13 protein-coding genes and 1 pseudogene are annotated in these 14,323 nt (G+C 41.0%); 10 read left to right on the forward strand and 4 right to left on the reverse strand.

All coding sequences use genetic code 11. The features are described 5' to 3' along the window. Nucleotides 1-261: 261 nt before the first annotated feature. From tyrS to L1765_RS13210, 3 genes are all read left to right on the forward strand, one after another. Complete coding sequence (gene tyrS / locus L1765_RS13200; RefSeq protein WP_236407956.1) at nucleotides 262-1,524, forward strand: tyrosine--tRNA ligase; 1,263 nt, start codon at nucleotides 262-264, stop codon at nucleotides 1,522-1,524. 133 nt (nucleotides 1,525-1,657) lie between these two features. After that, the gene (locus L1765_RS13205) at nucleotides 1,658-3,151 is read left to right on the forward strand and encodes a sensor histidine kinase (RefSeq protein WP_236407957.1); all 1,494 of its coding nucleotides are present in this window, start codon (nucleotides 1,658-1,660) and stop codon (nucleotides 3,149-3,151) included. After that, nucleotides 3,108-3,755: a response regulator transcription factor gene (locus L1765_RS13210; RefSeq protein WP_236407958.1), complete on the forward strand. Its 648-nt coding sequence runs from the start codon at nucleotides 3,108-3,110 to the stop codon at nucleotides 3,753-3,755. Before L1765_RS13205 ends, L1765_RS13210 begins: the two co-directional genes overlap by 44 nt. A gap of 68 nt (nucleotides 3,756-3,823) precedes the next feature. On the opposite strand, the gene L1765_RS13215 is transcribed toward L1765_RS13210, so the two are convergent. Then, nucleotides 3,824-4,141: a hypothetical protein gene (locus L1765_RS13215; RefSeq protein ID WP_236407959.1), complete on the reverse strand. Its 318-nt coding sequence runs from the start codon at nucleotides 4,139-4,141 to the stop codon at nucleotides 3,824-3,826. Nucleotide 4,142: 1 nt separating this feature from the next. Next, nucleotides 4,143-4,619, reverse strand: a complete 477-nt coding sequence (locus L1765_RS13220; RefSeq protein WP_236407960.1) for a hypothetical protein — start codon at nucleotides 4,617-4,619, stop codon at nucleotides 4,143-4,145. Between the two features lie 399 nt (nucleotides 4,620-5,018). Between L1765_RS13220 and L1765_RS13225 the strand changes: the two genes are divergently transcribed. The 4 genes and pseudogenes from L1765_RS13225 (at nucleotide 5,019) to L1765_RS13240 (ending at nucleotide 8,434) form a co-directional block, all read left to right on the forward strand. After that, nucleotides 5,019-5,639, forward strand: a complete 621-nt coding sequence (locus L1765_RS13225; protein WP_236407961.1) for an asparagine synthetase B family protein — start codon at nucleotides 5,019-5,021, stop codon at nucleotides 5,637-5,639. A 13-nt stretch (nucleotides 5,640-5,652) separates the two neighbouring features. Continuing rightward, a pseudogene (locus tag L1765_RS13230) lies at nucleotides 5,653-6,438 on the forward strand (ATP-grasp domain-containing protein); the annotation flags it as partial. A 75-nt stretch (nucleotides 6,439-6,513) separates the two neighbouring features. Beyond that, nucleotides 6,514-8,226, forward strand: coding sequence for an aldehyde ferredoxin oxidoreductase C-terminal domain-containing protein (locus L1765_RS13235; protein WP_236407962.1), 1,713 nt, complete (start codon nucleotides 6,514-6,516; stop codon nucleotides 8,224-8,226). Beyond that, a complete protein-coding gene (locus tag L1765_RS13240) occupies nucleotides 8,216-8,434 on the forward strand; it encodes a MoaD/ThiS family protein (protein ID WP_236407963.1) in 219 nt (72 codons plus the stop codon). Before L1765_RS13235 ends, L1765_RS13240 begins: the two co-directional genes overlap by 11 nt. A gap of 47 nt (nucleotides 8,435-8,481) precedes the next feature. Here the strand turns inward: L1765_RS13240 and rpsD are convergent, their stop codons facing one another. Both rpsD and ytvI read right to left on the reverse strand, forming a co-directional pair. Next, the gene (gene rpsD, locus L1765_RS13245; protein WP_236407964.1) at nucleotides 8,482-9,081 is read right to left on the reverse strand and encodes a 30S ribosomal protein S4; all 600 of its coding nucleotides are present in this window, start codon (nucleotides 9,079-9,081) and stop codon (nucleotides 8,482-8,484) included. Nucleotides 9,082-9,335: 254 nt separating this feature from the next. Beyond that, nucleotides 9,336-10,412, reverse strand: a complete 1,077-nt coding sequence (ytvI, locus tag L1765_RS13250; protein WP_236407965.1) for a sporulation integral membrane protein YtvI — start codon at nucleotides 10,410-10,412, stop codon at nucleotides 9,336-9,338. A gap of 156 nt (nucleotides 10,413-10,568) precedes the next feature. Between ytvI and L1765_RS13255 the strand changes: the two genes are divergently transcribed. The 3 genes from L1765_RS13255 (at nucleotide 10,569) to L1765_RS13265 (ending at nucleotide 14,073) form a co-directional block, all read left to right on the forward strand. Then, nucleotides 10,569-11,147 (forward strand): histidine phosphatase family protein, encoded by a 579-nt coding sequence (locus tag L1765_RS13255; RefSeq protein ID WP_236407966.1) that lies wholly within the window; start codon nucleotides 10,569-10,571, stop codon nucleotides 11,145-11,147. A 54-nt stretch (nucleotides 11,148-11,201) separates the two neighbouring features. Further along, nucleotides 11,202-12,986 (forward strand): diguanylate cyclase domain-containing protein, encoded by a 1,785-nt coding sequence (locus L1765_RS13260; protein WP_236407967.1) that lies wholly within the window; start codon nucleotides 11,202-11,204, stop codon nucleotides 12,984-12,986. A 106-nt stretch (nucleotides 12,987-13,092) separates the two neighbouring features. Then, nucleotides 13,093-14,073, forward strand: coding sequence for an MBL fold metallo-hydrolase (locus tag L1765_RS13265; RefSeq protein WP_236407968.1), 981 nt, complete (start codon nucleotides 13,093-13,095; stop codon nucleotides 14,071-14,073). Nucleotides 14,074-14,323 lie beyond the last annotated feature (250 nt).

Here is a 14,323-nt window from a genome sequence, read left to right on the forward strand (position 1 = left end):
ATTGACTAATATGGTTATGATGTGGTAAACATAGTATTAATTGAAATATCGCAAGAGACGTTGAAGGGGCTAAGTAGAACCTGATATGGATTTTAGAGAGTTAACCCCATTCGGTTGTGCCGTTATTAGAATGAGGTGAAGGGGTTTTTCCCCTTATCAAGGGTGGTACCGCGAGCAGACCTCGTCCCTTTTTTGGGGGCGGGGTTTATTTTTTACTATTATATAGACGACGGAATATATAGAAAGGAAAGGAGTATAAGGATGTCGGAATCAAAGTGGAAATTAAATGCCGAACAAGAAAAAGAGTTAGAAAGACAATTATCCATCATCCAAAGAGGGACTGCAGAAATTATTCCTTTTGAAGACATTGTTGAAAAGCTTAAGCGATCCATCGTGACTGGAAAACCCTTAAAGGTGAAATTGGGTCTAGATCCGTCTGCCCCAGATATTCATATTGGTCATACGGTGGTATTGCATAAATTAAGACAGTTTCAAGAACTAGGCCATGTGGTCCAATTGGTAATCGGGGATTTTACTGGTAGAATTGGCGACCCGACCGGAAAATCGGAAACTAGAAAGCAGCTCACCGAGGAAGAAGTCAAAGAAAATGCAAAGACTTATGTGCAGCAGTTTGCTAAGATTTTGGATGTGGATAAAATTGAACTGAATTACAACAGTTCGTGGCTGGCCCCCATGACATTTGCCAATGTAGTGGAATTGGCGGCCAAGGTAACGGTGGCTAGAATGTTGGAAAGGGATGATTTCCAGAAACGATATACCACAGGGCTTCCGATCAGCATCCATGAATTTTTCTATCCCTTGATGCAGGGGTATGATTCTGTAGCCTTACATTCGGATATTGAATTGGGAGGAACCGATCAAAAGTTCAACCTGTTGATGGGCCGTCAGCTTCAAAAGGATTTTGGCCAAGAGGAACAGGTGGCAATCACTCTTCCTCTATTGGAAGGTCTTGACGGGGTTCAGAAAATGAGCAAAAGTCTTGGAAATTATATCGGAATTAATGAACTACCCAATGAGATCTATGGGAAAACCATGTCTGTACCAGATGAATTAATGATAAAGTACTTTGAATTGGCTACTGATATACCGATGGAAGAATTGGAATCCATCAAGCAAGGTTTAGCCAAGGGTTCCATTCATCCCAGGGATGTAAAAATGAAACTGGCCTATTTCTTTGTCCGGATGTACCATGGAGAAGAGGCTGCCGAAGAAGCTGAACAGCATTTTGTGACGGTCTTTCAACAAAGGGAACTGCCCACAGATATTCCTGAAGTAGCCCTTTCTGCAAATCTGTTGGAAGAAGGGGAAATTTGGATTATTGATTTGTTGTCCGAGCTGAAGTTGGTTCCTTCAAAAGGGGAAGGCAGAAGGATGGTTCAACAGGGCGGCGTAAGAGTAAACCAGGAGAAAATAGAAGATATAAACGCCCAAGTGCCCGTTGAAGATGGAACGATTGTACAGGTTGGAAAAAGAAAATTTGCCAAGATAAAAGTTCATCAGTAATAGTTAAAAATTGAGATAGTTCTAATATTATAATATGGAGATCTTGTGAAAGGTCTCCATTTTTGTATACAATTTCGTATAATAAAGAAAACCCAGTTTAGATGGAGTATTAAGGGATGGGAGGTGGGGAACAATGGCTCAATTTTTTGAAACAAATCAAGCGATCATTCATTTTATTTATCCTCTTATTTTTTTTCTGATGGGTTTTGGAATTCTATTAAAAAATCGGGTGCACAGTCATTTCTATTTAGCAAAAAGTTTGCAATATTTATCATTATTTGGAATACTTCATGGAATTGCGGATTGGGGAAATATATTTATTCCCATTCAAAAATCGTATTTAAGCGATCAATATATTTTCCTGCTGGAATCCTTCAAAATGGTGATTGGCGCCCTTTCATTTTACTTCCTTTTCTTTTTTGGCGTTCATTTGCTCCATCAAAGCATGGGCTGGAATCGCAAGATCCTACTTCTACCCGGCTTCGTTTTTATCCTTTGGTTTGCTAATTTTATCCTTCTTCAGCCTTTTCTGGTAACCGAGGACAACCAGGAATGGTGGTTTGCCATCAGCGATATCTGGGCCCGCTACTTGTTGGCTTTCCCAGGGGGAGTGATATCCAGTTATGCTTTATATCTGCAAAAGAGGCAGTTTGAAGATTTCGGGGTGCCTCAAATGACCCGGACTCTTCATTTTGCCGTGATGTCTATCGGATTTTATGCCTTTACTGGCGGTCTGATTGTTCCCTATGCACCCGTTATACCAGCTATTTTGGTTAACTCTGACTTGTTCTTTACCACAACAGGATTGCCAGTTGAATTGTTTAGGGGATTAAGTGGTCTCTTCATGGCGTTTTTTATATTAAAAATATTAAAAGTATTTGATATAGAATATCAGAAGTTTTTTTATCATGCGGAAAGAAGCAAAGCGGTGATGGAAGAAAGAAACCGTATTGCAAGAGATCTTCATGACGGAATGATTCAATCCATTTATGCCATTGGTCTACATCTGGAAGGGATCAGGCACGGGTTAAGCAGAAATAAAAGCGTGGATCAAAGCGTGGATCTAAGAAAATCTGATCAAAAACTGCAGGAAGTGATACACAAATTAAACGATATTATCCTCGAAATTCGGGGATATATTAAGGAATTGAAAAATCCCGTCAATCGCGAGACAAAATTGAAAGAAGAAATTGAAAGGCTCATCCGCGAGTTAAATGTGGAAGATCGGCTTGAAATAGAATTTCAGTACAATTACCTGGGTGAAGATATTCCGTTATCACATACGGTGCAAATTTATTACATTGTAAAGGAAGCGTTAAGCAATGTGTTGCGTCATTCAGAAGCAACAAAGGCAACGATTTCTATTCACGGTACGGATGAAGATCTTTGTGTTGAGGTGATTGACAACGGAAAAGGGATGGAAGAACCTGATTCTTCTAAGGAAACAGAAGAGAAGTTTTTAAGACAAGGGCTTCAAAATATGAAATTTCGGGCAAAGTCGATGGGTGGAAAACTAATGATTAAGACCATTAAAAACAGGGGAACGAGGGTCTTGTTACAATTAAACAGGGGAGGAAAAGAACATGACAAATCCAATAATAAAATTAATGCTGGTAGACGATCATGAAGTGGTAAGGGTAGGACTTCGCAGCTTGTTGTCGGTGTATGATCACATTGAGGTGGTGGCTGAAGCATGTCATGCTGAGGAGGCTATTCGATTTGCCTTAGAGAAAAAACCAGACATTATTTTAATGGATGTTCGTATGCCCGGCCAAAGCGGAGTGGATGCTTGCCGGGAAATATTAAAGCATCTTCCTTCTACCCATGTCATTATGCTCACATCCTATGATGACGAGGAGATCATCTATCAATCCATTTTGGCGGGGGCAAGCGGATATATTTTAAAGGAGATTAATTCCCAAGATCTGATCCATGCCATTGAGGCGGTTTCTGAAGGAAAATCCCTGTTAGACCCGGCCATCACAACAAAAGTGCTGCAAAAAATCAGGCGATCCAACGAAGAGGATCATAAACTTCACGATTTGACCCCCCAAGAGAAACAAGTCCTTACCTTGATATCCCAAGGAATGACAAACAGAGAAATAGCTGAAACCATGATGCTTAGCGAAAAAACGATAAGAAATTATGTTAGCCAGATCTTATCCAAGCTGGAAGTGCATAATCGGGCAGAAGCTGCCGCTTTTGCTGTTCGACATCATCTGGAAGAATAGGTGAAGTGATAAACGTGAAAGGCGACCGAATCGGTCGCCTTATTTTGTAAGTAGATGATGAAGCTGATTTAAAGAATGTGGATTAAGAAATATCCAATGATGAGAATAGTACCAATGACCGTTGACCAAATAACGATGTCTGTTAACTTTTTGGCTGTGTACTTTTCATGAACATTTGTTTTGGAGAAGAGATATCCAAGGAGAATAAACAACAGGATAACGAATAGTCCGTGGGTAGCCCAATGGTGTCCCGTAAGGGATGCCATCCAATCCTTTAATCCGGTGTAGGTTTCCTTTAAGATGACCAATAATCCATTAAAAATCGTTGTGATGGCAAATGATAAGACATACGCAACGGTTGTTTTGTTTAATACATTGTTTTCCATCTTACAGCCCTCCCAAAAGTCCTATTTTTACTCCCTTGGTAATGAGAGAACCAAAGCCTTCCATTCCAAAGCCGAGGATAATGCCTATAATTGCCACAGTAATCGCCAATCTTCTTAAGTTTTTGTTTTCAATCAAATTATTCTTAAAGATGATGATCGGGAGAAGAACACTGAGTATAAGAAGGATGAAGAAAATATGTTCCTTCGCTTCCATGAAGAAATTATGAGCTGCTGGGAAAGCACCGCCTTTGATGATGTATTTGTCTCCTACCTCTTTGGCTCCATAATAAACCCAATACCACCATCCCCCGATAATGTAAGAGAGCCAAATGAAAACCGAAGCCAATACACTGGAAACTTTTAATCTGTACTGATTTTTCTCACTGATATTTAACAGTTCCACCAACGCCCAAACGGTCATGATGATACCCCATACGCCGAAGATCACGTGGGGCATCGAGCCGAAAATTTTAAGCATGTTTCTCTACCTCACTTTCATTTTTTATATTCTGATATGACTCTTCAGGAGCTCCTGTTATGTTTATTATTTCATGGTTGGTGAAATGAAGGTAGTGAACATTCTCTCTAGATAATGGGGAACAATGTCTCTTTTTATCCGGGACATTTTTCCTCTTTATTCAGGGTGTTTTTTCGAAGAAGTGCGGATATGTTCCCTTCACAGGTCAATTCGGTGAATTGCTATAATTTGTTAGGTTCCTGGAGGATATCCGACCATTTATAAGAATGGTCCAGCATACCGGCTCTCAGATGTGTATATATCATGATATACGGATATACCACTGGATACACGAATTTATAAAATAAGAAATATTTGTTAAAATACCTCAATAGCAGAGTTTAAGGATGTGAAGACGTTATGTGTGGAATTTGTGGAATCATTGATTTTAAAAGAGAGGTGCCGAATGAGAGTCAGTTACATGCGATGTTGCCTGCCCTGGAAAAAAGGGGTCCGGATCATCAGGGAATGATGTGTAAACCGGGAGTTGCCTTTGGCCATCGGCGTCTAAGCATTATTGATTTAACCCATCATGGCCATCAGTCAATGGAAGACACAGATTTGGGCTTGTCCATTACCTATAACGGAGAAATATACAATTACAAGGTATTAAAGGATGAGTTAATCCATAAGGGGTACCGCTTTTTTTCCAACAGCGATACAGAGGTGATATTAAAAAGTTATCATGCATGGGGAGATGACTTTGTAAAACGGTTAAATGGCATGTTTGCCTTTTGTATTTATGACCAGAACCATCAACGTTTTTTGTTGGGTAGGGACAGATTGGGTATTAAGCCCCTTTATTACACGGAGAAGAGAAATCAATTATTCTTTGCCTCTAATATACAGGCTTTGAAGGAAGCCAGAGTGGTAAGTTCAGAGCTGTCCCGTACTGCCTTTCATTATTATCTTACCTTCCATGCCGTTGTTCCTGCTCCATATACCATCTTTGAACATGTGAAAAAAGAGGCTCTTTTGTGATGATAAACGTTTAACCCATCGCCGATTAAAACAGGCGGGCATTCGTGTTCCTTTTCAGGAACAGATATCTGTCCGGTATGGGGATTGTTTGGAAACCATGCTGGATAAGCGGGATCAGGATAAAGTATACGGTTGCCTCAAAGTTTGGGGTTCCATTGTCATTAAGCCTTCCCAGGGGGAACAGGGAAAGGGAATTACAGCTGATATTGATACCAGGGAAGAAGCAGCAGAAGCCATCATACAGGCACGAAGTTTCAGCAGTGATGTGATTATTGAAGAGTACGTCAGGGGACATGACGTGAGAATGATTGTCATTGATCACCGATTTGTTGCTGCCATTGAGAGAATCCCGGCTTTCATTATTGGGGATGGGAAGCTTGCCGTTGGTGAATTAATAGAAATGAAAAACAGAGAATTATATCAGAAATCCCAAGGAGAATCACAAATTCCGACTCACTCTGAAACGATTCGAGTCATAAATAAGGAAGGATATCATTGGGATTCGGTATTGGAAAAAAACAAACGTCTACAGGTATGCAAAACCGCTAATTATCATACAGGCGGGACGATCTTGGACGCAACTCCCTTGATCTCACCTTTTTTTCGAGGAATAGCAGAGCAGGCCAGCAAAATTCTGGATATACCGGTTGTGGGATTAGACTTTATTATCCCGGATTACCGGAACAATCAGTATGTGATAATTGAGGCTAATGAAAGACCGGGTCTTGCCAATCATGAACCACAACCAACTGCGGAAAGGTTTATTGATTTTTTGTTTCCCAGCACGAAAAATGAATGAAAATGGCGATCAAATATGTTATCTTTTTAGAAAAGACATATGATTTTCAATTTTCGTAGCAGGGAGGAGAAATCATTGAAAATTTTGCGAATTGATATGGGCCAACTGTCTTATCAAGAAGAAGAAGTCCCGGCTGAGCTTCTTGCCCTTGGAGGAAGGGCTCTTACTTCTAAGCTCGTTCATGATGAAGTTCCTGCCACTTGTCATCCCTTAGGTCCTTACAATAAGCTGATTATGGCCAATGGAGTTTTAACTGGTTCATTGGTATCCAGTGCAGAAAGAAGTTCGATTGGTGGGAAAAGCCCGTTAACTGGCGGCATCAAAGAAAGCAATGCCGGTGGAATCGCCGGATTAAAGATGGGTAGATTGGGATATCGCGCCATTATCTTCGAGGGAATTCGTGATGACTTTTATACCGTTTATATCAATAAAGACGGGGTCCGTTTTGAAAGGGCCGATCTGCTGCTGGGAAAAAGAATCAGTGAAGCGACAAATATCCTCTATCAAACCTATGGAAAGGAAATTGGTTTTTATTTAATAGGAATTTCAGGGGAGTTTAAAATGAATACAGCTGCCATAGCCAATCCAGATAAGGATGGTTCACCTACTCGCTTCTGCGGCAGAGGGGGTTTGGGAGCGGTAGCAGGTTCAAAGGGAATTAAAGCCGTTGTACTGGATGATGCTGGGGTGGAAAGAAATCGACCGAAGGATCCAGAAAGATTTAAGGAATCGATGAAAATGTATACGACATGGTTAAGAGAAACTCCTGGAACCGCTAAGGTTTTTCCTGAGTTGGGTACCGCTGGCCTGGTAAAAACCACCAACAAATTAGGGGCCCTTCCCACTAGAAATTTTTCAACGGGAAGCTTTGAGCATTACGAAGCCATTAGCGGAGAAACTCTTCGGGAAACCATCTTGGAACGGGGGGGAGAAGGAACCGCTACCCATGCTTGTATGCCTGGCTGCCTGATCCGTTGCTCAAACATCTATCCCGATGAGGAAGGAAAAACGGTCACATCACCCATTGAGTATGAAAACATTGGTCTCTTGGGCTCCAATTTAGGAATCGGGAATTTGGATCAGATTGCAGAATTAAATAGACTTTGTAATGAATTGGCTGTGGATACCATTGAAATTGGTGCTGCCTTGGGAGTAGCAATGGATGCGGGTGTGATCTCCTTCGGTGATGTCGAAGGAGCCAAATCCATCCTTCTTGATTTGGAGGCAGGAAAGCCTCTGGGACGCATCATTGGTGGTGGAGCCGCTCTCGTAGGAAAGATCTATGGAATCCGGCGGGTTCCTGTGGTAAAGGGTCAGTCAATGCCTGCTTATGATCCTCGAGGCATCAAGGGATTGGGAGTGACCTATGCCACCTCCCCTCAGGGTGCTGACCATACTGCCGGACAAACGATCAGAGCCCAAGTGGATCATCACAGCCCTGAAGGACAAGTGGAGGCTTCACGTCAAGCCCAGGAAGTGAATGCCATTTATGATGGGTTAGGTCTTTGTTATTTTTCGGCTTCTGCGGTGGCAGGAAGGTTTGAAGTCATGGCTCAATTGGTATCCGGTTATATTGGGATGGATATCACTGCTGAAGATATTAAAAATATGGGCCGTCTTACTTTGAAATGGGAACATCAATTTAATCGAAAGGCTGGATTTACCAAAGCAGATGATCGTTTGCCTGAACATTTCTATATCGAAGAAAATCCAGCCAATGGTCAGGTGTTTGATGTAAATCAAGAAGAACTTGAAACCATTGGGGCTGAAGGTGAATATGCACGTTAAGGTTACTTCCTATATTCCCTGGCGGCAGGATCTTCACGGTTTATTTCCGATAGTAGAGAACCAGACCATTAAAGATTTTGTTGAAACACATGGAATCGTTTGGGATTCTGAAGCCCTTGTGGCTGTTAATGACAAAATTGCCCATGCAGATGATGTGTTAAATAATGGGGATCAAATTGATCTTCTTCTCCCAGTGATTGGGGGATAACAAATAAAAAACCTGCGGATTTTGAAATCCGCAGGTTTTTCATAGGATTAACGTGAGTAGAACTCAACGATCAGCTTTTCGTTAATCTCCGCTGGAAGTTCGGAACGCTCAGGAAGGCGGGTATAGGTCCCTTCCATGGATTGTTCGTTAAAGGTCAAATAATCTGGCAAATAAGCGCGTTCTTCTAAAGACTCTTTAATAATGGAGAGATTGCGGCTTTTTTCGCGTACTCCGATGATATCTCCAGGAGTTACTTGGTAAGAAGGAATATTCACTTTTTTCCCATTTACTGTGATGTGACCATGTGTCACCAATTGCCTGGCTTGTGGACGGGTGCGGGCTAGTCCTAAGCGGTATACGAGATTGTCTAATCGGGATTCAAGAAGGATCATGAAGTTTTCACCAACGACCCCTTTGATTTTATTTGCTTTTACAAATGTACGACGGAACTGCTTTTCATTTATTCCATACATATGACGAAGCTTTTGTTTTTCTTGAAGCTGTAATCCGTATTCGCTTAATTTCTTGCGCTGTCCGGGTCCGTGTTGTCCTGGAGGATAAGGACGCTTTAATTCCTTTCCGGTTCCGCTTAAAGAAATGCCTAAACGCCTGCTTAACTTCCAACGAGGTCCAGTATAACGTGCCATGATTTCATTCTCCTTTTCAATAAGATATTTAGGTGTTTACTTCCGATGGGCAATTTTTATCTTATACACGAACTTCGAAGGGTAGCCGCTTTCGCATCGTGCTCCTTATGAATAAGATTCAGCCGCTGATTCATAAGAGATAAAAATTAGAGGGTGAACCATCGTTTTTACCTAAAAATCATTTGCTACCTTAGATACACATGAAATATATTATAAAATAACAGAATCCATTGTCAAGTCCCATTCCCCATTTTTTACAACGAAATCTTTTTTTGCCAGAAACCGGCCCGGCGTATCGCTTTCACAAGAATAAAAAGGGAAGGACCGATAAATAAGCCGATTGCACCAACCACTTTAAATCCCAGATACATGCTGATCACTGTGGCTAGAGCACTTAATCCAATATTCTCCCCCAAAATTTTAGGCTCAACAATTCGTCTGAATACAACAAGGACAAGATACAAGATAAGGAGTCCTATGGCGATGCTGCTCTCCCCTTGTATCCACCGGTAAATGGACCAGGGGATAATGACAGAACCTGTACCTAAAATGGGTAATATATCAACAATCACGATAAAAAAGGATATGGCGAAAGCATACTTTACATCCAGAATTAACAATCCGATAAATGTAATGATATAGATCAGGAGACTGATGATCAATTGGGCTCTTACGAATCCTATAATGGCATGATTTAAATCAAAGAGGATATGGTTAATTTTTTTCTCAGTTTCCTTTTCAAAAAGATCTAAAAAGCTTTTTTTTAATTTAGGCAGATGAAGGCTCATCAAATAAAGGGCGATCAGAAAAACAACGGCTCCGATAAAGGTATTGGGAAGGGCCGATACCAAATTAAGAATGAAGCCGGAAATCCACTCAAAGGTTTTTTTTCCCCAATCCACAAGGCTGCTTATTCCCTTATTAATGGTATCTAATGTTTCAGTGGGGAGACTTTGATAAAAAATTTGGGCTTGGATAAGAAAATTATAGGTCCACGTTCCCCATTCTGATAGATATTCCGGTAATCGCTCCATTAAAGCAATGGTTTGGATGGCCACTTTTGTAAAGATAATATAAAAGAGGATAAAGCTTAGCAGCAAAAACAAAAGAAAATTTAAGGTCACTGCCAGAGGCCTTGGTTCCTTTATATACTTGATTTTTACCAGCAGTTTCTCAAAGAATTGAACGATGGGCTCAAAGAGTACCGCTAAAATTAAGGCAAAAATAAACGGAAAAGAAAATTTGATTGTATAAATAACTAGACTAGTTATAATAATCGTTATAATGATGATAACAGTTGGGATTACCCAACGATGCCATGTTGACGTCACATTTCTTCTCCTTTCACATTAGGGCGAGTTTACAATATTTTATCACATTACAAGATAAACGACAAAAATAATGAGTAAATAAAAAATTAAGTATATCACTTTAGAATATTTATCGTATAATGTAGTTCAGGCAATATTTTATTTAGGAGTTTGAAAATGACAACCATTTATCTTGTGAGACATGGAGAAACCATGTGGAATAAAGAAGGAAGAATTCAAGGCCACAGGAATGTTCCGTTATCCCCATCAGGAATTGAACAAGGGAAAAGATTGGCTGAGAAAGTTAAGAATATTCCTATTGATTGGATATATTCAAGTGATTTGGAACGGGCGTTACATACCGCTCAATTAGTTGCCGAGCACAAGCAGTTACCCGTAAATCTTGTTCCGGAATTAAGGGAGCGTTTTTTTGGGGAATGGGAAGGATTGACGAGTCAAGAAATAGAAGTTAAATATCCAGGACATTCATGGGATTCGGGAACGAACACCGGCGGAAAATTTGGCATAGAAAAGATGGAATCATTAATACAAAGGGCAGATCAATCCCTTTTGACCATCGCCAAACGACATAAGGGCCAACATATTCTGGTGGTTAGTCATGGCGGATTGATTCGTGCTTTTTTACGGGGTTTAGGAACCGAGTGTGATCAGATAGGGAATACCAGTATTACCCAGATTGTCCATGTGGATCAAAAATGGAAGATTTTAAAAGTAAATGACATGGACTATCTATAGATTTACCCGATGTAAGGCGTAAATACAAATAGGATTTGTTAAAGGATGATTGTGATGAAGAAGCTGAAAATCCAAATTTTTCAGCAGTGTATGTTGGAATTTGCAGAGTATTTGGACGATGTGGAAGCCGTTGTCCAATTTATTGGTTCAGACGGAGAAATTCTGGACCAATTTATCCATGGGAATTGCCCTTGGTTTGGAAATCCTCAATTAAATCCGTCAATCTCAAAGACCGAGATTTTACTAGAGGAAAAAGACCAATTTTATGGAACGATAGTTCTTTATATCCGCGAAGAATTGAAACCGCGTTTTTCTGCCTTTTTAGAAGGATTGGCCCGAATGTTTGCCATTTTATACATGGAAAAAAAAGAATTTGAGAGCATGAAGATAGAAGCCAAAAGAAGAGAGATGTTATTTCAGGTCACGCAAAAAATCCATGCTTCAATTGATGTGGATGAGGTTCTTCTTGAGATTATTAATAATATTCGAACGGTTTATCCCCAGTTTGAAGTGGATTTATGGTTATCCCAGGATATTTCCTCTTCCCTTCCGGTAAAAACGTTTACTGTCAACTATGGAGAATCGGATATCACCGGGAGAGCTTATATGGAAGGCCGGGTCATCTGTACCACCGATCCAGAGGAAGATTTTTGTGATCATGGAACGTCATTGGCAGCTCCCCTTCGCGGAAAACAGGGAGTATATGGAATATTATTTATGAACTCTGATGAAACCGTATATTTTGATAAGGAAGAAATTAACTTTCTGGCTCTCCTTGCTGATGTAGCCGGATCGGCCTTCGAGAATGCCCAGCTATATCAGCAATCCCGTCACCTAAACCGGGACCTGCAATTAATTAATAATATGGCCCAAAGGTTGAATCAAAGTTTAAATTTGACAGAATTGCTGCAGTTTATTTCTGATCAGCTTTTGGAAACCTTTCGCGCAGACTACACCTGTGTGATGCTTTTAGACGGCGAGAATCTCCATGTCCGATCCAGTTCTGATCCATCCAGCGTCGGAAAAAATCTTCCAGTCTCATTACAAGTTTTCCAACGAGTCATTAAGCAGAACGACTCCATTATTTTAACTGATGTGTCTAAGGATTACATGGAGGATTTTAAACGGATTGCGGATATCTTAGAATTACATTTTCGATCGCTGCTGGCTGTCCCTATTGTATCGGATGGGAAAAGAATGGGAGCGATTCTGGTTTTAAGCTCCAGGGCAAGCGCCTTTACTTTTGATGATTTTAAATTGCTGCAAACCATTTCCCAACATACGGCACTGGCCTTAACAAATGCCCTTCTTCATACGGAAGTGGAGCGGATGGTGATTACCGATCATCTAACGGGTCTTCACGCAAGAAGTTATCTTGATGAGCAAATTCAATTATCCCTGATGAAGGACCCTGATGGGACTCTAATTATGATTGATATTGATCACTTTAAAAAAGTAAATGACACGTATGGTCATCAAGTTGGAGATCAAGTACTGATCCAGGTGGCAGAAGTGCTTCAAGCCAATATTCGCCAAAGTGATATTGCAGCCAGATGGGGTGGAGAAGAACTGGCGGTTTATCTGCCAAAGGTTCCTTTGGAAGTGGCGACCACGATCGCAGAACGGATTCGCTTAAAGGTAATGGAATCAACGGATCCTCAGGTGACTATTTCAAGCGGGGTGGCTTACTGGTCAAAGGAGGCACCTCCAACGGTTGAAGTACTCGTTAATGTGGCCGATCGAGCGTTATACGAGGCAAAACGGATGGGGCGTAACCGGGTCATTATAGCCAATGAAGCTGCTATTGCCATGGAGACAAATCACACGGAAAAGAAATAATGGAAGCAAGGAGAACAATCCTTAGAGCAGGAAAACGGGGCGATTGCCTCTTTTTCTAAAGGGATAAATGAGTGAACATTCAGTCGGTTTTAGGAGGGAGTAAGTGATGGCAGTGAAAATGACAGAAGTTGCTAAAGGGGTATTAAAAATCACATTGCCTACACCGTTTTCAGTAGGTCCGATTAACACCTATTTGATCAAGGGGGATATTCTTACCCTTGTCGATACCGGAGTGAAAACGGAAGAAGGGCTTCAATGCTTACAAAATCAATTAAAAAAGTTGGGATACAGATTTCGGGATATCGATCAGGTGCTGCTTACTCATCATCATGTTGACCATTGCGGTTTACTTTCCCATATTCAGGGGGAAACAGATTGTGTTTCTTTGTCTCATCCGCAAGCCATTCCCTACATCACTTGGGACGAGGCATTTCTTCAATGGCATGATCAATTTTTCCTTCATTTTTATCGCCGGCATGGACTGCCGGAACCATATTTAGCCAAAATATCCCATTTTCGAAAATTGATGAATACCTTCACAGAAAAGGCTTGGGTGGATATTCCGTTGATTGATGAGCAGCCGGTACCGGGACATTCTGATTGGAAGGTGATATATACTCCTGGTCATTCCCAATCCCATCTTTCCCTTTATCGGGAGTCTGATGGAGTTCTTATAGCCGGAGACCACATTATTCAGCATATCTCGACCAATGCGTTTATTGAACCTCCCATCCACCCTGGAGAGGACCGGCCCCTTACGCTCATTCAATACCGGGAGTCCTTGCAGCGCTGTTTGGACCTACCGTTAACTAAAATAATTTCTGGACACGGTCCTTTGATCGAGAGTAAGGAAGTCATTCGTCGGAGATTAACCAAACATGAAGAACGGGCAAGCCATATTCTTATGCTGCTAAAGGATAAAGAAATGACCGGATTTGAAATATCCACCCTGTTGTTCCCTTCAATTTTTGAAAAACAGCTTCCGCTAACCATGTCTGAAACAATTGGTCATTTGGATTATCTGGAAAAGGAAGGCCGGGTGGCGATCGAAGAAAGGGACGGGGTCCTTTACTACCGTGCGGAATAGAGTGCGAACTAAACTTACATGACCCGAAGGGTCACAAATTCTCATGAAAATAATTCCATCCAGTAGTTACCTAGTTACTGTATCATCGTTATCTTCTCATAATGGAAATTGAACAGGGGAATGGGTAAGTCGTAAATCTTTATGGTGGTAGCAATATCAGACCCCGCGAACTAAACGGACAGCATCGATCATTGAGCACAAATTCCTGTTGCTGCGAGCACGAATATCAAATTACTGTTTGTCTCTGATC

The sequence above is a fragment of the Microaerobacter geothermalis genome (assembly GCF_021608135.1).
Taxonomy (GTDB): Bacteria; Bacillota; Bacilli; order DSM-22679; family DSM-22679; genus Microaerobacter; species Microaerobacter geothermalis.